Annotated in this window: 13 protein-coding genes; 4 read left to right on the top strand and 9 right to left on the bottom strand. The window is 75.0% G+C overall.

The features are described from left to right. Nucleotides 1-123: 123 nt before the first annotated feature. The gene (locus tag D7318_RS31980; RefSeq protein ID WP_120700752.1) at nt 124-903 is read right to left on the bottom strand and encodes a glucose 1-dehydrogenase; all 780 of its coding nucleotides are present in this window, start codon (nt 901-903) and stop codon (nt 124-126) included. A gap of 133 nt (nt 904-1,036) precedes the next feature. Here D7318_RS31980 and D7318_RS31975 point away from each other — a divergent pair, with 133 nt between their 5' ends. After that, on the top strand, nt 1,037-1,795 hold the full coding sequence (locus tag D7318_RS31975; RefSeq protein WP_120700751.1) for a GntR family transcriptional regulator: 759 nt from the start codon (nt 1,037-1,039) through the stop codon (nt 1,793-1,795). Here D7318_RS31975 and D7318_RS31970 read toward each other — a convergent pair. From D7318_RS31970 to D7318_RS31940, 7 genes are all read right to left on the bottom strand, one after another. Continuing rightward, nucleotides 1,782-2,930: an ROK family transcriptional regulator gene (locus D7318_RS31970; protein ID WP_120700750.1), complete on the bottom strand. Its 1,149-nt coding sequence runs from the start codon at nt 2,928-2,930 to the stop codon at nt 1,782-1,784. The genes D7318_RS31975 and D7318_RS31970 overlap by 14 nt on opposite strands. A gap of 36 nt (nt 2,931-2,966) precedes the next feature. Continuing rightward, a complete protein-coding gene (purB, locus tag D7318_RS31965) occupies nt 2,967-4,397 on the bottom strand; it encodes an adenylosuccinate lyase (RefSeq protein WP_120700749.1) in 1,431 nt (476 codons plus the stop codon). 23 nt (nt 4,398-4,420) lie between these two features. After that, the gene (locus D7318_RS31960; RefSeq protein WP_120700754.1) at nt 4,421-5,203 is read right to left on the bottom strand and encodes an SGNH/GDSL hydrolase family protein; all 783 of its coding nucleotides are present in this window, start codon (nt 5,201-5,203) and stop codon (nt 4,421-4,423) included. A gap of 61 nt (nt 5,204-5,264) precedes the next feature. Next, the gene (locus D7318_RS31955; protein ID WP_120700748.1) at nt 5,265-5,753 is read right to left on the bottom strand and encodes a DUF5709 domain-containing protein; all 489 of its coding nucleotides are present in this window, start codon (nt 5,751-5,753) and stop codon (nt 5,265-5,267) included. A gap of 6 nt (nt 5,754-5,759) precedes the next feature. Further along, on the bottom strand, nt 5,760-6,167 hold the full coding sequence (locus D7318_RS31950; RefSeq protein ID WP_120700747.1) for a DUF2267 domain-containing protein: 408 nt from the start codon (nt 6,165-6,167) through the stop codon (nt 5,760-5,762). A gap of 88 nt (nt 6,168-6,255) precedes the next feature. Then, nucleotides 6,256-6,975, bottom strand: coding sequence for a hypothetical protein (locus tag D7318_RS31945; protein WP_120700746.1), 720 nt, complete (start codon nt 6,973-6,975; stop codon nt 6,256-6,258). A gap of 30 nt (nt 6,976-7,005) precedes the next feature. Further along, nucleotides 7,006-8,625, bottom strand: coding sequence for a phytoene desaturase family protein (locus tag D7318_RS31940; RefSeq protein WP_120700745.1), 1,620 nt, complete (start codon nt 8,623-8,625; stop codon nt 7,006-7,008). A gap of 222 nt (nt 8,626-8,847) precedes the next feature. On the opposite strand from D7318_RS31940, the gene D7318_RS31935 reads away from it, so the two are divergent. Both D7318_RS31935 and D7318_RS31930 read left to right on the top strand, forming a co-directional pair. Continuing rightward, on the top strand, nt 8,848-10,752 hold the full coding sequence (locus D7318_RS31935) for an ABC transporter ATP-binding protein (RefSeq protein WP_120700744.1): 1,905 nt from the start codon (nt 8,848-8,850) through the stop codon (nt 10,750-10,752). A gap of 100 nt (nt 10,753-10,852) precedes the next feature. Further along, nucleotides 10,853-11,731, top strand: coding sequence for an alpha/beta fold hydrolase (locus tag D7318_RS31930; RefSeq protein ID WP_120700743.1), 879 nt, complete (start codon nt 10,853-10,855; stop codon nt 11,729-11,731). A 28-nt stretch (nt 11,732-11,759) separates the two neighbouring features. On the opposite strand, the gene D7318_RS31925 is transcribed toward D7318_RS31930, so the two are convergent. Continuing rightward, entirely contained in the window at nt 11,760-13,103 is a 1,344-nt protein-coding gene (locus D7318_RS31925) for a glycoside hydrolase family 6 protein (RefSeq protein WP_230424318.1), read from the bottom strand. Between the two features lie 547 nt (nt 13,104-13,650). Between D7318_RS31925 and D7318_RS31920 the strand changes: the two genes are divergently transcribed. Then, a partial coding sequence (locus D7318_RS31920) for a type I polyketide synthase (protein ID WP_147437902.1) occupies nt 13,651-18,448 on the top strand: 4,798 nt, incomplete at its 3' end.

Here is an 18,448-nt window from a genome sequence, read left to right as displayed (position 1 = left end):
GGTCCCAGACAGCTAAATCGGCCGGGCCGACGGCGTCCGACGAACGATCTGGATCACAGCGTTGGGTCGTGGCCACAGCCCCAGCCTCCCATCACCCCATGATCAAGATCTAGCCCTGTAGTACTAGAGCCCGCCGGAGACCCGCAGCACCGCGCCCGTGGTGTACGACGCCTCGTCCGACAGCAGCCAGGCCACGGCGCCCGCGACCTCGTCGGGCTCGCCGGGGCGGCGCATCGGCACCCGTTCGGGGTGGCGCCAGGGGCGTCGCGGGTCGCCCATGGTGGCGTGCATGTCGGTGACGATCATGCCGGGCTGCACCGAGTTCACCCGGATCCCCTCGGGGGCCAGCTCCTTGGCAAGACCCGTCGTCAACGTGTCGACGGCCGCCTTGGTCGCCGCGTAGTGGACATACTCGCCCGGGCTGCCGAGCGTCGCGGCGCCCGACGAGATGTTCACGATCGCGCCGCCGGGGCCGCCGTGCCGCGTCGACATGGCCAGCGCGGCGCGGCGCGCGCACAGCAGCGAGCCCATGACGTTGACGTCGACGACCCGCCGCATCACCTCGGTCGAGGTCTCCGTGAACCGGCCCAACGGCCCTGACACCCCAGCGTTGTTGACCAGCCCGGTGACAGGGCCGAGGCGTTCGGCCGCCGCCGTGAACAGGCCGTCGACCTCGTCCTCCACGGAGACATCCACGCGCACGGCGACCGCCGAGCGCCCCTCCGCGCGCACCCGTTCGACGACGCGCGCCGCGGCGCCCTCGTCGTTGACATAGCCGATCGCCACGTCATGGCCCGCCCGGGCAAGGCGCGCCGCGGTCGCCGCCCCGATCCCGCGGCTCCCGCCGGTGACGACTGTGACCCGCGGGTTGTCCCGTGTTTCGCCCTGTTGCTCGTTTCGCACGAGGTGACCCTAGGCGGGTGGATTGGTCTTGACCAAGTCACCCGGGCGGCTTAAGGTCCCCCATATACGCAACAACCTTTCATAATCGAGCCGCGCGGCGCACCCACGTCCGCGGGCGACCGGGGAGGCACGAGTGGGGACCACACAGCTCGACCATCAGCCGGAGCCCAAGTACCGGCACCTGAAGACGGTGCTCTCGCGCGCGCTCGACACCGAGTTCAGCGTCGGCCAGGCCCTGCCCAACGAGCGGGAGCTGGCCGCCAGGTTCGGCGTGGCCCGCGCCACGCTGCGCCAGGCCCTCGACCAGCTCGAGCTCGAGGGCCGCCTCCAGCGCCGCCGCGGCGTGGGCACCACCGTGGCGCCGCCGCGCGTCGGCGTGGACGTCAGCCCGCGCCAGCACACGTGGCCAGGCGCGCCGGGCGACACCTGGGTGGCCTCCGACGCCGTCCGCACCACCCCGCCGCCCGCCGTGGCCAGGGCGCTCGACGTGCCCGCCGAGGAGCCGGTCGAGGTGGTCCACCGCACGCTGATCGCGCACGGCCAGCCGGTCGCCGCCGAGCAGCTCCACATCCCGGTCGACGTCCTGCCCCCCGGCGACGAGCCGCGCGGGACCTCGGGCGCCGAGCGGGCCCGCGCCGTGCTCGCCAGGCTCGGGCGCCTCGACCTCGGCGGCCAGGACCGCTCGGTCGAGCTGGGCTCGGCGGGCTCCGACGACGCCCGCCGCCTCGACCGGCTGCCCGGGTCCGCGGTGCTGATCGTCACGACCCGCTATGTCGCGGGGGGCCGCACCGTGGCCGTCGCCGTGGCGACATACCGGGCCGACACGTGCCGCCTCACGTTCGGGAACCAGGCGTCGGGCAGCCAGGCGCCCCTGTCGCTCAGCGCGAGCTGACGCCCCCCACCGCGTACAGCTCGCGCTCCACCTGGTCGAGCGCGAGCCGCAGCGCCCCGGTGGCCACGGCCGTGTCGCCGAGCGCGGAGGCCACCACGCGGGGCGTGCGCAGGCAGTAGCGTTCCAGCTCGCGCCGCACCGGCTCCACCACCTCGTCGAGCCCGACCGCCCAGCCGCCGATCACCACCAGCTCCGGGTCGAGCGCCAGCACCAGCGCCGCCACGTCGTGCACCAGCCGCGCCACGAAGCGCCCCACCGCGGCCCCCGCGCGCCGGTCGCCCTCCCTGGCCTCCGCGATCACCCGCGCCACGGCCATCTCGTCCAGCGGATCGAGCGGCTCGCCCGACGTGGAGAGCAGCCGCTCGGGGGTGGCCTGGCGCCCCAGCAGGTGCAGCGCCCCGATCTCCCCCGCGGCCCCGCCGTGCCCCCGGTGCAGCCGCCCCCCGATCAGCGACCCGGCCCCAGGGCTCAGCCCGGCGAGCACCATCACCACGTCGTCGGCCCCGGCCGCCGCGCCCACCCAACGCTCGGCCAGGACCGCGGCGTTGGCGTCGTTCTCCACCTGCACGGGGCAGCCGAACGCCGCCCGCAGCCGCCCGCCAAGGTCGAGCCCCGTCCACCCGGGCAGCGCGGTGCACAGCGTCACCGTGCCGTCGAGGCCGACGATGCCGGGGCTGCCCACGCCCACCGCGCGCAGCGGCGCCGCGTCCTCCCGCCCGGCGAGCAGCTCGGCCGCCACGGCCCGCGCGCCCGCGAGCCGCTCGTCGGCCGTCGCCCGCGTGGACACCTCGCGCACCCCGCCGCCGAGCCGGTGGCCCGCCAGGTCGGCGAGCACCGCGGCGACCCGGCGTGGCCCCAGCTCGATGCCGAGCAGCAGCCCCGCCTCGGCCCTGAAACGGAAACGGCGCGCGGGTCGTCCCGCGCGCCCTCCCGATCCCGACACCCCGGTCTCGGCGACCAGGCCCGCCTCGGCCAGGCCCTCCACCACGCCCTCGACGGTCGGCCGTGACAGGCCCGTCTCCCTGGCCAGGTCCGTGAGCGAACAGGACGGCTCCCCGTCCCGCAGCGCCCGCAGCACCGCCGCGGAGTTGATCCTGCGCAGCAGCGACGGATCGCCACCGGTGAGACTCCCCAAACCGCCCGCCTTCCGCGACCGTGCCCCGTCGTGTCCCTAAAGGATCGCCCCCGGCGCGTACGCCGCCGCCTCGGGGTGGCTCTTGACGACCTCCTCGATCCGCGCGATCACCACCGCCACCTGGCTCTCGGCCGCGCCCGTGAAGGACAGCCGGTCGGCCATCAGCGCGTCGAGCCCCGGGCGGTCGAGGGGGACGCGGGGGTCGCGCGCGAGCCGGTCGAGCAGGTCGTTGCCCTCGGCGCCCTCCCGCAGCCGCAGGGCCGCGGCCACGGCGTGCTCCTTGACGACCTCGTGCGCGGCCTCCCGGCCCACGCCCGCCCGCACCGCCGCCATCAGCACCTTGGTGGTGGCGAGGAACGGCAGATAGCGGTCCAGCTCACGCGCCACCACCGGCTCGAACGCGCCGAACTCGTCCAGCACCGTCAGAAACGTCTCGGCCAGACCGTCGAAGGCGAAGAACGCGTCGGGCAGCGCGACGCGGCGCACCACCGAGCACGAGACGTCGCCCTCGTTCCACTGGTCGCCCGCCAGCTCGCCCGCCATCGAGGCATAGCCGCGCAGCACCACGGCCAGGCCGTTGACGCGCTCGCATGACCTGGTGTTCATCTTGTGCGGCATCGCGGACGAGCCGACCTGGCCCGGCTTGAACCCCTCGGTCACCAGCTCGTGCCCGGCCATCAGCCGGATCGTGCGGGCGAGCGATGAGGGCGCGGCGGCCAGCTGCACCAGCGCGGTCACCACCTCGTAGTCGAGCGACCGCGGATAGACCTGTCCCACCGATGTGAGCACCCGCCCGAAGCCCAGGTGGGCGGCCACCCGGCCCTCCAGCTCCGCCAGCCTTGTCTCGTCGCCGCCCAGCAGGTCGAGCATGTCCTGCCCGGTCCCGACCGGGCCCTTGATCCCGCGCAGCGGATAGCGCTCGAGCAGCTCCTCGACCCGCCCGAGCGCCACGAGCAGCTCGTCGGCCGCGGTGGCGAAGCGCTTGCCCAACGTGGTGGCCTGCGCGGGGACGTTGTGCGAACGGCCCGCCATCACCAGGGCCGCGTGCTCCCCGGCCAGCCGTCCGAGCCGCGCCAGCAGCGCCACCGCCCGGTCCCTCGCCAGCTCGAGTGAGCGCCGGATCTGCAACTGCTCGACGTTCTCGGTCAGGTCGCGGGACGTCATTCCCTTGTGGACCTGCTCGTGCCCGGCCAGCGCGTTGAACTCCTCGATCCGCGCCTTCACGTCGTGCCGGGTGACCCGCTCGCGCGCGGCGATCGACGCCAGGTCCACCCGGTCGACGACCCGCTCGTAGTCCGCGACGGCGCCCTCGGGCACGGCCACGCCGAGCTCGTCGAGCGCCCGCAGGACCGCGAGCCACAGCCGCCGCTCGACCACCACCTTGTGCTCGGGGGACCACAGGCGGGCCAGCTCGACGGAGGCGTAGCGGCCCGCCAGAACGTTCGGAATGCGCGGCTTGTCAGTCACGCCACCGGATTCTACGGGCCGCCTCAGGACCGCTTCTCCCGCAGGAGGGGCGTCAGCTCGGGGCGCTTGGGCGGGCGGCCGTCGCCCGACGAGCGGCCGGTCAGGCGGCGGGCGATCCACGGCAGCAGGTGCTCGCGGGCGAACCTGACGTCCTTGACGCGCCGCGCCGCCCAGCTCGCGGGCGCCGAGACCGGCAGCGGCACGTCCCACGCGAAGTCAGGGGCGTGCCCGAGCCGCTGCCACACCGCCTCGCCGACCCGCCGGTGGCCCTCGGAGGTCAGATGCAGCCGGTCGTCGGCCCACAGCCTGGGGTCGCCGAGCGCGGGCGCGGCGTAGAGGTCGACGACCAGGGCCCCGTGCCGCTCGGCCAGCTCGTCGATGAACGCGAACAGCCGGTCCATGCGCGGGCGGTACCGCTCGAGCACGGGCCCGTTCCGCCCGGGGCTGCGCATCAGCACCAGCTGGCGGCAGGCGGGCGCGAGCGTGGCCACGGAGTCGGCGAGCAGCCCGCACACCTCGTCCATGTCGCAGCGCGGGCGCAGCACGTCGTTGAGGCCGCCGACCAGCGTGACCAGGTCGGCGTCCATCGCGGCGGCGGCGGGCACCTGCTCGGCGGCGATCTGCCGCATCAGCTTGCCGCGCACGGCCAGGTTGGCGTAGGCGAACCCGTCGTGCCTGGCCGCGAGCCGCGCGGCGAGGAGATCGGCCCAGCCCCGGTACGTGCCGTCGGGAAGGGCGTCGGACATGCCCTCGGTGAACGAGTCACCCAGGGCCACATAGCTGCGGAAATGAGGTGCGTCGTGCATGGCGGCCACCATCGTAGCCACGCGCGGGCGGTCGGAGGAGAGCGCCTTCGGGGCGGGGCGATCAGGGCTCGAAGCCCTCGGCGCGCTCCTCGCGCTCGTCCTGCGCGATGTGCATCGCCGCCTCCTCGGCCGCGGCCGCGCCCCCGTCGATGCCGACGTCATAGGCCGTGACGTCCGCGTCGCGCGGCGGCCCTTCGCCCTCGTCGCCGACCAGGCGCCCGGCCCTTTCGGCGCCCGAGATCTCGTCGCCGAGGGGCTCGCCCGCCTGGTCGGGGCTGTCGCCGATGCCGTCGCCAGGATCGTCGTCCGCGCCCACGTCGGGCAGCTCGACGGCGAGGCGGTCGTCGAGCGACTCCCGCTCGCGCTGCTCGGCCGCCGTGGTGCCGGGACCGTTGACCGCGAGGGGCCTCTCGGGCGGGGAGTAACCCTCGTCGAGCACCTCGTCGAGGTCCTTCTCGCCGAGCGCGTTCTCCAGGTCCGCCTCGTAGGTGACGTCCTCGGTGGGGTCGTTCGGCTGGTAGACGTCGTCACCCATCGGCTCGTCGGTCACGGCAGTTCACCGCCCGGAGCTGCCCGCGAAGAGGACGTCGGCGAGCTCGTCGTCCAGGGCGTCCTTGACCTTGTCGGTCAGGCTCCCGACGGTGGCCTCGTCCGTGACCTCGACCACGCAACGGGCCTCGTGCACCGCCTTGGGCAGGTCGGCGCCCGAGCGCTCGGAGACGCGGGCGAAGAACTGCTCGTTGGTCATCCTGATGCCGGTGGCCGGGAGGTCGGGCGCCGTGGCGACGCGCCGCAGGTGTTCGCCGATCTCCCGGGGCAGCTGGGCGGCGAGGTGCTCGGCCAGCGCGGGCGGGATGCGTTCGGCGAGGGTCTCCAGGCTGGCCCGGGTGGCCGCCTCGGCCGCGCCCCTGCTGTCGAGCCGGGCGCGGGCCTGTACCTGTCCTATGAAGTCGTCGTGTCGCATGATCGCCGGGTTCCCCGGAGCGCGGGGGCAAAACAGGCATTTCCGGCTTGGGTGGGTGTCGGGGGTCCCGGGGCGTGCCCTGGCGTTCTCAGGCGTCGAGCCAGGGGAAGCCCACGGTGTCGGCCTCGACCCGGGCGAAGATCGCCGCGTCGTCGTGGCCGCGTATCCGGTCGAGGAACGGGAAGTCCTCGGGCGCCACCGCCAGCCTGGCCAGCGGCCGCACCGCCGCGGGGCACGCCACCTGCCTGGGGAGGACCGTGTGGCCGCGCACGACCACGGACGGCTCGGGGACGAAGCCGTCGGGCGGCAGCAGATAGACCGTGCCCGCGCGCCAGGGGCTGAGAGCCAGGATGTCGGCGGTGATCGAGAAGTACCAGAACGGGCCGTGCCGCTCGCCCGTGGGATCGCCGACGTGGACGCACTGCGTGGACACCAGCATGGGGTGCGACGTGCGGTCGGTCACGGCGTAGAACATCGGCCACACCCCGTCCGTCGCCCCGAAGACGGCCCGCTGGCCGCCGAACTCCGTGGTGTCGCCCGGCTGCCGCGGCGTCAGCTCCCGCAGGTCGGCGCGGTCCGAGCCGTGCAGCACGAGCCCGGCGCGGTCGGCGGCGTGCCGCAGGAACTGCCACTTCGGCGCCGCGAGCCGGTAGTCGATCTCCGGCACCTCGCCGGGCGCCGCGCCGTCGGCCGCGCGGTGGACCAGCCGGTCGAGCAGCCGGTCGAACGCGTCGAGCGTCGCCTCGTCGGGCGGCGGCACGGCGGGCGCTCGTAGCCAGTCGGCGAACAGTGCTTCGTCCACGGTCATGCCGCCCAGCGTAACGAGCCGGGCGCGCCGTCAGGAGCCCGAACCCAGCACGGCCATCGCCGCGTTGTGGCCTCCGATGCCGCTGACGCCGCCGCCGCGCACCGCCCCGGCGCCGCACAGCAGCACCGTGGGGTGGCCCGTCGCCACGCCCCAGCGCGCCGCCGGGTCCGCCTCGGCCCGCTCGGCGGCCTCCCCTTCCGCCTCGTCGAGCCAGGGGAAGGAGAGGTCGCCGTGGAAGATGTGGCCGCCGGGCAGCCGCAGGTCGCGCTCCAGGTCGAGCGGCGTCCTGGCCTCGACGCAGGGCCTGCCGTCGCCGTCCACCGCGAGGCAGTCGGCGATCGGCTCGGCCAGGTGCGCGTCGAGCGCCGCGAGCGTCGCGCTCAGCAGCTCCGCCCGCGCCGCGTCCTGCTGCCCGGCGTCCCCCGCGAACAGCCGCGCGGGGGTGTGCAGGCCGAACAGCGTCAACGTGTGGTGCCCCGACGCGGCCAGCTCGGGCGAGAGGATCGAGGGGTCGGTGAGCGAGTGGCAGTACACCTCGCTCGGCGGCGTGCCCGGCGGCCGCCCGGCCGCCGCCTCCCGGTACGCCGCCTCCAACTGCCCGTAGCCCTCGGCGATGTGGAACGTCCCCGCGAACGCCTCACGCGGATCCACACCCGGGTCGCGCAGCGCGGGCAGCCGCCGCAGCAGCATGTTCACCTTGAACTGCGCGCCCTCCGCCGCGCCCGCCGCCCCCGGCTCCTCGCCGAGCAGCCGCGCCAGCTCCCGCGGCGACGCGTTGACCAGCACCCGGCGCGCGCCCACCGTGCCGCCGCCGCCCGCCTCGGTCGCGAAGGTCACCTCGGCCGCCGACCCGTCCGTCGCGACGGACGTCACCTCGTGCCCCACCCTGATCTCCGCGCCCGCCGCCCGGGCCGCCCCGGCCAGCGCGTCCGTCACCGCGCCCATCCCGCCCACCGGCACGTCCCACGCGCCCGTGCCCTGCCCGATCACGTGGTACAGAAAGCAGCGGTTCTGGAGCAGCGTCGGGTCGTGCGCCCCGGCGAACGTGCCGATCAGCCCGTCCGTCAGCACCACGCCCCGCACCAGGTCGTCGTCGAACGCCGCCTCGATCGCCTCGCCGAGCGGCCGCTCGAACAACGCCTCCCACGCGGCCCCCTCGCCCACCCGCGCGCGCAGCTCGGCCTGCCCAGGCAGCGGCTCGGTCAGCGTGGGCCACACCCGCTCGGCCACCCGCCCGGTCATGGCGTGGAAGCGCTGCCACGCCTCGTACTCCCGGTCGGAGCCGGTCAGCCGCGCGAACGCCTCCCGCGTCCTGGCCTCCCCGCCGCCCACGAGCAGCCCGCCCGGCACCCCGCCGCGCTCGACGGGCGTGTAGGACGACCAACGCCTCCGCCGCAGCGTGACGTTCAGCCCCAGGTCCCGCACGATCCGCGCGGGCAGCAGGCTCACCAGGTACGCGTACCGCGACAGCCGCGCCGCGACGCCGGGGAAGGCCGCGTCCGAGACGGCCGCGCCGCCCGTCCTGCCCAGCCGTTCGAGCACCAGCACCCGGCGACCGGCCCGGGCCAGATAGGCGGCGGCCACCAGGCCGTTGTGGCCGCCGCCGACGATCACCGCGTCATAGACGTCGTGGAGGGTTCGTTCGGGCATGGCCCTTGGTAACACGGCCCACGGCCCCTGGCCAGCGGTCCCGTCCCCGCGTGCGCTCTGGCGGCCCCGCCGCCGCCTCGCTAGGGTCCCCGGCAGATCCGAGCCGGCGCACCCCCGCCGACCTGCGCGGAGGCACCTGATCCGGGCGGCGGTCGCCGTAGGGTTGAGGGTTGGCGCGACGCGCCGGCCCGTCGCGCCGTTCCCGCAGCACCGAAGGAGCCCATGCCGCACGACACCCCCCACCACGCAGCGCCCAGCCGCGCCACCGCCCAGGACCCCGAGCCCGCCGACGTCGGGCAGCCCGCCCAGATCCGCAGGATCCTCCGGCTCTTCCGCCCCTACCGCGGCCGCCTCGCCCTGGTCGGTCTCCTGGTGGCCGCCTCGTCCCTCGTGGCCGTCGCCTCTCCGTTCCTGCTCCGCGAGGTCATCGACGTCGCCCTCCCCGAGCGCCGCACCGGGCTGCTCGCCCTGCTCGCGCTCGGCATGATCGCCACCGCCGTGACGAGCTCGGTCTTCGGCGTACTCCAGACCCTCATCTCCACCACGGTGGGCCAGCAGGTCATGCACGACCTGCGCACCGCCGTCTACGCCAAGCTCCAGCAGATGCCGCTGGCGTTCTTCACCAGGACCCGCACCGGCGAGGTCCAGTCCCGCATCGCCAGCGACATCGGCAGCATGCAGGCCACCGTCACCTCGACGGCCACGTCGCTCGTCTCCAACCTGACCGCGGTCGTCGCCACCGTGGTCGCCATGCTCGCGCTCGACTGGCGGCTGACGCTCGTGTCGCTCGCGCTGCTGCCCGCGTTCGTCTGGATCGCGCGCCGCGTCGGCCGCGAGCGGCGCAGGATCACCACCCAGCGGCAGAAGCAGATGGCGGCCATGGCCGCCACCGTCACCGAGTCCCTCTCGGTCAGCGGCATCCTGCTCGGCCGCACGATGGGCCGCGCCGAGGCGCTGACCCGCGAGTTCGCGGACGAGTCCAGGCAGCTGGTCGACGTCGAGATCCGCGCCAGCATGGCGGGGCGCTGGCGGATGGCCACGATCGGCATGATCATGGCCGCGATCCCCGCGCTGCTCTACTGGTCGGCGGGCGTGATGTTCCAGCTCGGCGGCACCCCGCCGTCGATCGGCACGCTCGTCGCGTTCGTCAGCCTCCAGCAGGGGCTGCTGCGGCCCGCCGTCTCGCTGCTCTCCACGGGCGTGGACATCCAGGCGTCGCTCGCGCTCTTCCAGCGGATCTTCGAGTACCTGGACCTGCGCGTCGACATCACCGAACGCCCCGACCCGGTCGAGCCGGGGACCAGGGCGCGCGGCGAGGTCGGGTTCGAGAACGTCACCTTCGGCTACGAGTCGGGCGCGCGCCCCATCCTCTCCGGCATCGACCTCACCGTCCCCGCCGGTGGCTCGCTCGCCGTGGTGGGCCCGACAGGGGCGGGCAAGACCTCGCTCGGCTACCTGGTGCCGCGCCTGTACGACGTGACCGGCGGCCGGGTCACCATCGACGGCACCGACGTGCGCGACCTCAGCTTCGCCGCCCTGGCCCGCGCGGTCGGCGTCGTCTCGCAGGAGGCGTACCTCTTCCACGCCACGGTCGCCGAGAACCTCAGGTTCGCCAGGCCCGACGCCACCCCCGACGAGATCGAGGCCGCCGCGCGGGCCGCCCACATCCACGACCACATCGCGTCCCTGCCCGACGGCTACGACACGGTCGTGGGCGAGCGCGGCTACCGCTTCTCGGGCGGCGAGAAGCAGCGCCTCGCGCTGGCCCGCACGATCCTGCGCGACCCGCCCGTGCTGGTCCTCGACGAGGCGACCAGCGCGCTGGACACCCGCACCGAACAGGCCGTTCAACGGGCCATCGACGCCCTGTCCGCAGGGCGCACCACGATCACCATCGCCCACCGGCTCTCCACCGTGCGCGACGCCGACCAGATCGTCGTGCTCGACCGGGGCCGCATCGCCGAACGCGGCACCCACGCCGAGCTGTTGGCCCTCGATGGCCGCTATGCCGCCCTGTTGCGCAGGGACGCCGACGGCGGAACGCGGCCCGCTGTCGACGGCGTGGGGGACCTGGCCGACCCGGCCGATGTCGCGCCCCGCCGCCCGGCCGTCGACGCCACCCCCTGACCCACCCACTGACCCACCCATCGCGCCCGCCCTCCCCCGCACGACGGGGGCACGGGCCCGCCCATAAAACTGTGCGAACGGTCGTGCTACTATCTCGCCCATGACAGCGCAGGCCGTCCAGGCCACCCTCGTCCGCACCGCCCTGAACGGCACGGGCCGCATCGCCCCCCGGCTCGCCGCCCGCTGGTCCCTCGCCTTCTGGAACCCCGGCATCCGCGTCCGTCTCAAGCCCGCCGAGGAGCCGGTGATGCGCGGGGCGGCCCGCCGTTGGGTCGAGGTGGACGGCGTGCGCACCGCCGTTCACCACTGGGGGGACGGCGCGCGCCCCGTTCTGCTGATGCACGGCTGGGCCTCGCGCGCCTCGCGCTTCGCGCCGCTCGTCGAGGCGCTGACCGAGCGCGGCTACAGCCCCGTCGCGTTCGACGCCCCAGGCCACGGGGAGTCGGGCGGCAGGGGCAGCTCGATCCTCCAGTACCGCGCGCTGGCCCGGCGGCTCCAGGCCGAGCACGGCAGGTTCGCCGCCGTGGTCGGGCACTCGGTGGGCGGGCTCTCGGCGTTCTTCGCGCTGCGCGGCCAGGTCGCGGCCGACCGGCTGGTGTCCCTGGCGAGCCCGGCCGAGTTCGGCTATGTCGTCGAACGCTTCCGCGCCCGCCTCGGCATGGCCGAGCGCCTGGCGCCCCCGCTGCGCGAGGCGGTGGAGCGTCGGCTGTTCCCCGGCGAGCGGGACATCTGGCGCCGCTTCTCGGCCATCCACCGCCCGGGCGAGCTTCCCCTGCCGCTGCTCGTGGTCCACGACGAGGACGACGACATGGTGGAGCGCTCCCAGGCCGCACTCCTGGCCGACGCCTACGCCCCGCAGGCCGACGTCCTGATCACCCGCGGCCTCGGCCACCGCGGGATCCTGGCCGCGCCCCACGTGGTCGAGGCCGTCCTGGACTTCACCGCGGCGACCGAGCCGGCGGCCCACGAGGCGCCCTGAGCGGGCGCCCACGGGCCGCCGGGCGCGGTCAGGTCAGCTCGACGACCGCGGGGGCCGGATTGCTGCCCGAGTGGCTGGCGTTGAACCCGAACGTGACCGAACCGCCGTCCGGGACGGCGCCGTTCCACGACACCGGCACGCAGGTCACCGCGGCGCCCGACTGGGAGCAGGTGGCGTTCCACGCCTGGGTGATCCGCTGGCCCGCGGGGAAGTCCCAGCCGACCGTCCAGCCGTCGAGCGAGCCGCCGTCGCACGCGATGGTGACCTCGCCGGTGAAGCCGTTGTTCCAGGACGAGGCGACCCGGTACGACGCGGCGCAGCCCTCGCCGCCGCCCCCACCGGTGGAGGCCCCGCCGTCGGACGTGCCCCCGTCGGATGTCCCGCCGTCCGACGCGCCGCCGTCGGAGGCGCCGCCCCCGTCGCCCGCGTTCTGCGCGAGCGCGTGGGCCACCGCGGGGGAGAACTGGCCCGCGGGGCCGCCGCAGCCGTCCGCCTCGCCCGGGGGCTTGACCCACAGGAAGGCGTCGATCCGCTCGTCGCCGGTGTCGCTCGTCGGCGCGCGCCCCACGCCGCGGCCCGGCGGGTCGCACCACTCGTCGTCGGGCGCGGGGCCCTGCCCGTTGCGGCTCGTGTCGATCACCGCGCCGAGGCCCGGCGTGCCCAACTGGCCCAGGACCGCCCGGGTGTAGGCGACCTCGTCCGCGGTGGTGCGGAAGTTGGAGACATTGCTGAAGACGCCGTCCCCGTTGCTCGTCACCCCGGCCGAGCGCAGCCGGTCCGCCTGGGTGGCGGGGCTGTTCCAGTTGGAGTGCCCGGCGTCGAAGTAGACGCGCGCCTCGGGGTTCGCGGCGTGGATGACGGATCCGGCGCGCGAGAGTGACGCGTAACGGTCCGCGCGCTGCTGGGCGTTGAGGCAGGTGATCAACGACAGCGAGTCGGGCTCGAGGATCACCAGCACGGGATCGTCGCCGAGCCCCGCGGCGAAGCCGTCGATCCAGGCGTCGTACGCGGCGTGGCTCGGCGCCCCGCCCGAAGAGGCGCCTCCGCAGTCGCGGTTGACCATCTGGTAGACCACCAGGATCGGCGCCCTGCCCTGGGCGGCGGCAGCGTCCGTGATCTCCCGCACGTCCGACGTCGGGGGCGTCGACGCGTAGGCGGCGAACCAGATGCCCTGCGGACGGGCGTCGATCACGTCCCTGATCAGCGGCGCCCTGGCGTCGTCGGGGTTCTGCGCCACCCACCGCGCGACCTGCGTGTCAGGGCTGCGGTAGAACGCCGTGCCCTGCGGCAGCTCGGCGGCGGCCTCCCGGGGCGAGGCCAGGACCGACGCGCCCACGAGCGCGGCGATCAGCGCACACGCCAGCACCCCCACGCGTCTTCGGAATGACAGAAACAGCCTTGGGCTCACTTCGCTCCTCCATGACGTGACACGACACGAATGGGAGCGCTCCCGTGCCGGAGCGTACCGGCGGAGGTTCACGCTGTAAACGCATCGTGCACGCCTCCGCCATCGAACCTCCGCATCGACGCCGCCACCCAACGGGGCGCGCGCCGGAGCACGTTGAGCGCTCTCGGGGCGCGCCACGCCCATGCGCGAGCCGGTGACGGGAATCACACTCAGGCCGCGGACGGTGTCGTTCCGTCACCGGGGGCGTTGTCCGGGTTGACACCGTCATCGCGCGGGTGGCGGGGTGGTCCCGCCCAGGTGGCTCACGCCGGAACGGGCACGGGCGGGCGCTCGCCCGGCCCCTCGCTTAAGCCGGGCTTTAGACGAAAGCGCAGGTAAGGGCCGCCTGTTGAGCGATATCAGGGGTGGACACCTGATCGGAAGGGGCGGCCCGCCCCGGTTAGGATGCCTGACGGAACCTGCCCGAGTGACCACTTGGGCAGCTCGAACGCGGGGTCATACGGGGGAACACGTGACCGTCACGTCGGCCAGCCATGCCTTGGACCAGGGCGCCCTCTCGCCGGACTCGATCGCCGTCGTGGGGCTCGCCTGCCGCCTGCCGGGCGCGCGCGATCCCGAGGAGCTGTGGCGCCTGCTGCGCGAAGGCGGCAGCGCGATCCGCCAAGCCCCCGCCGACAGGCCCGGGTTGGGACCAGGCGGCTACCTGGACGCGCCCGACCGTTTCGACGCGGCGTTCTTCGGCGTCTCGCCGCGCGAGGCGGGGATGCTCGACCCGCAGCAGCGGCTCATGCTGGAGCTGGGCTGGGAGGCCCTCGAGAGCGCGGGCCTGACGCCGACCGGGCTGGCGGACGACAGCGTCGGGGTCTTCGTCGGGGCCGACGCCGACGACTACGCCGCGCTGCTGCACGGCCGCGGCACCGACGCGATCACCCACCACACCGTGACCGGCGTGCACCGCGGCATGATCGCCAACCGGCTGTCCCACACGCTCGGCCTCTCGGGCCCCAGCATGTCCATCGACACCGGCCAGTCGTCGTCCCTCGTCGCCGTCCACCAGGCGTGTCTGAGCCTGCGCGCGGGCGAGTCCACCGTGGCGCTCGCGGGCGGGGTCCACCTGAACCTCGCCGAGGAAGTCGCCCTCGGCGTCCGCGCGTTCGGCGCCCTGTCGCCCGACGGCCTGTGCCACACGTTCGACGCGCGCGCCAACGGCTATGTGCGCGGCGAGGGCGGCGGCCTGGTCGTCCTCAAGCCGCTCGCCGCGGCCCTGGCCGACGGCGACCCGATCCAGGGCGTCATCCGCGGCAGCGCGGTCAACAACGACGGCGGCGGCGAGGGGTTGACCGTTCCCAGGCGGCGCGCCCAGGAGGCGTGTGTCGCGCTCGCGCACCGGCGCGCCGGGGTCGATCCGGCCGAGGTGTCCTTCGTCGAGCTGCACGGCACCGGCACCCGCGCCGGGGACCCCGTGGAGGCCGCGGCGCTCGGCGCGGTCCTCGGCGCCGCCCGCCCGCGCGGCGCGGCCCTGCCGGTGGGCTCGGTCAAGACCAACATCGGGCACCTCGAGGGCGCCGCGGGCATCGCGGGACTGCTGAAGGCGCTCCTCGCGCTGCGCCACCGCGAGCTGCCGCCCAGCCTCAACTTCCGCACGCCGCACCCCGACATCCCCCTCGACAAGCTGAACCTCAGCGTCCCGACCGCGCTCACCCCACTCGCCACGCCGGACGACCCCGGGCGCCAACCCGTCGCGGGCGTCAGCTCGTTCGGCATGGGAGGCGCCAACTGCCATGTGGTCGTGGGCGCCTGGCACCGCGACGCGGCCGCGTCGGCCGACGAGGGGACACCCGGGCCGTTGCCGTGGCTGCTGTCGGCCGCGTCGCCCGAGGCGCTGCGCGGCCAGGCGGCGCGCCTGGCCCGCCACCTCGCCGAGCACCCGGGACAGGCGCTGGGGGACATCGCCCACACCCTGGCCACCGCGCGCACCCATCTGCCGCACCGGGCCGCCCTGGTCGCCGCCGAACGCGCCCGCGCCGCCGAGGCGTTCACCGCGCTCGCCGATGGCCGCCCGGCGCCGGGGCTGATCAGGGACACGGCCGAAGGGGCGGGCGGGCTCGGGCTGCTGTTCACCGGGCAGGGCAGCCAGCGCCCCCACATGGGCCTGGCCCTGCGCGAGGCCTCGACGACGTTCCGCGCCGCCTACGACGCCGCGTGCGCCGAGGTCGACCGCTACCTGGCCGAGCCGATCCGGCACGTCATCGCCGAACGCCCCGACCTGCTGCGCGAGACCGCCTACGCCCAGCCCGCGCTGTTCGCCCTGGAGACGGGCCTGTTCCACCTCGTCACCTCGTGGGGCCTCACCCCCGCCGCGCTGCTCGGCCACTCGGTCGGGGAGATCGGCGCCGCGCACGCCGCCGGAGTGCTCTCCCTCCCGGACGCCGCCGCCCTGGTCACCGCGCGGGGGCGGCTGATGCAGGCGCGGCGCGCCGATGGCGCGATGGTCGCCGTCGAGGCGTCCGAGGCGGAGATCATGGACACGCTCGCCGACCTCGAAGGCCGGGTGGCGCTCGCGGCGGTCAACGGGCCCGAGGCCGTGGTCATTTCGGGAGACGCGGACGCCGTCGCCAGGCTGGCCGACGACTGGGCGGGGCGCGGGCGCAGGACCAAGCGCCTCGCCACGTCGCACGCCTTCCACTCGCCCCATCTCGACGGCATGCTCGCCCGGTTCGAGGAGATCGCGGGCGAGCTCACCTTCCACGCCCCGCGCCTGCCCCTGCTCTCGAACGTCACCGGCGAGGTCGCCGACCCCGACGCCGTCCGCACCCCCGCATACTGGGCCGAACAGGCAAGGCGGCCCGTCAGGTTCGCCGACGGGCTGCGCACCGCCCACGCGCTCGGCGCGCGCGCCTTCGTCGAGCTCGGCCCCGCCGCCGTGCTGTCCGCCATGGGCCGCGCCTGCGTTCCCGACGACGCCCGCGCGGCGTTCGTGCCGCTGCTCCGCGCCGACCAGCCCGAGCCCGAGACCGCGGCGACCGCCGCAGCCCGGCTGCACGCGCGCGGCCACGGCGTCGACTGGGCCGCGTTCCCCTTCGCCCGGGGGCGCGCCGCCCGGCGCGTGGCGCTGCCCACCTATGCCTTCCAACGGGAACGGCACTGGCTCGGAGGCGACGCGCCCGCGCGGGCCGCCGAGGAGCGCCACACCGAGCCAACGCCCGTGCCCGCCACGCCCGTTGAGCCCATCCCCGCCCGTGCGGCCGCCGTTGATCTGCTGGAGCGCGTACGGGCCGAGGCCGCGGCCGTCCTCGGCCACGCGTCGGTGGACGCGGTCGGCGCGGGCAAGACGTTCCGCGACCTCGGGTTCGACTCCTTCATGGCCGTCGAGCTGCGCGACCGGCTCGCCGACGCCACCGACCACCCGCTGCCGAGCACCGTCCTGTTCGACCACCCGACCCCCGCGGCCCTCGCCGACCACCTGGCCCATGGCCCGCGCGCGGAGCGGGAGGCGAGCGTCCCGGCGCCGGTCGCCGACCCGGACGAGCCGATCGCGATCGTCGCCATGGGCTGCCGCTACCCGGGCGGCGTCGCGTCGCCCGAGGACCTGTGGCGCCTCGTCGCCCAAGAGGCCGACGCCATAGGGGAGTTCCCGGCCGACCGCGGCTGGGACGCCGACGCGCTGTTCGACGCGGACCCCGAGCGCTCGGGCGCCTCGTACACGCGGTACGGCGGATTCCTCGACGGCGCGGGGGAGTTCGACGCGGAGCTGTTCGGGATCTCGCCGCGCGAGGCCCTGGCGATGGACCCGCAGCAGCGGCTCCTCCTCGAAACGTCATGGGAGGTCTTCGAGCGGGCGGGCCTCGACCCGATGTCCCTGCGCGGCAAGGACGTCGGCGTCTTCGTCGGCGCGACCGCGCAGGACTACGGCCCACGCCTGCACGACGCGGGCGAGGACACCGGCGGCCACCGCCTGACCGGCATCACCCCCAGCGTCGCCTCGGGCCGGATCGCCTACAGCTTCGGGCTCGAGGGCCCCGCGGTGACGGTGGACACGGCGTGCTCGTCGTCGCTCGTGGCGCTGCATCTGGCGGCGCGGTCGCTGCGGAGCGGCGAGTGCGCGATGGCCCTGGCCGGGGGCGTCACGGTGATGTCGTCGCCGGGGATGTTCGTGGAGTTCAGCAGGCAGCGCGGGCTCGCGGCGGACGGGCGGTGCAAGGCGTTCGCCGAGGCGGCGGATGGGACCGCCTGGGCGGAGGGCGTCGGCGTGCTGCTGCTCGAACGGCTGTCGGACGCCCGGCGGCACGGGCACCGGGTGCTCGCGGTGGTGCGGGGCTCGGCGATCAACCAGGACGGCGCGTCCAACGGTCTGACCGCGCCCAGTGGGTTGGCGCAACGGCGGGTGATCCGGGCGGCGTTGGCCCACGCGGGTCTTTCGGTGGGCGATGTGGACGCGGTGGAGGGGCATGGGACGGGGACGACGCTGGGTGATCCGATCGAGGCGGGTGCGCTGCTGGCGACCTATGGCCAGGGTCGGGATGCTGAACGGCCGTTGTGGTTGGGGTCGTTGAAGTCGAACATCGGGCATGCCCAGGCGGCGGCCGGTGTTGGTGGTGTGATCAAGATGGTGCAGGCGATGCGGCATGGGGTGCTGCCGCGCACGCTGCATGTCGATCGGCCGTCCTCGCAGGTGGACTGGGAGGCGGGGGACGTTCGGCTGTTGACCGAGGCGGTGGAGTGGCCTGAGTCCGGGCGCCCACGCCGCGCGGCCGTGTCGTCGTTCGGCGTGAGCGGCACCAACGCCCACGCCATCATCGAGGCGTTCCCCGAGACCCAGGACCACGCGCCCGACCAGCCTCAACGCGCCCTGCCGGTCGTGCCGTTGGCGGTGTCCGGCGTGGACGAGGCCGCGGTGGACGCCTGGGTGCGGCGGGTGCGAGGGGGACCGGCGACGGCGGATGTGGGCTGGTCGCTGGCGACGGGGCGCGCGGCACTGGCGTCGCGGGCCGTCGTTCTGGGGGACGAGGAGGTCAGGGGACGGGTTGTCGCGGGAGCGGATCGGCCCGTCTTCGTCTTCCCGGGTCAGGGGTCGCAGTGGGTGGGGATGGCGGTTGAACTCCTTGACGAATCCCCGGTGTTCGCGGGGTTGGTGGGGGAGTGTGAGGCGGCGCTGGGTGGGTTTGTCGATTGGTCGCTTGTTGAGGTGTTGCGGTCTGGTGATGGGGGGTGGTTGGGGCGGGTTGATGTGGTGCAGCCGGTGTTGTGGGCGGTGATGGTGTCGTTGGCCGGGTTGTGGCGGTCGCATGGTGTGGAGCCCGCTGCGGTGA

This window comes from Streptomyces radicis (genome assembly GCF_003626575.1).
GTDB lineage: Bacteria > Actinomycetota > Actinomycetes > Streptomycetales > Streptomycetaceae > Streptomyces > Streptomyces radicis.
The sequence above is the reverse complement of the archived record's forward strand: the minus strand, read 5'-3'. Positions and strand labels throughout refer to the sequence as shown.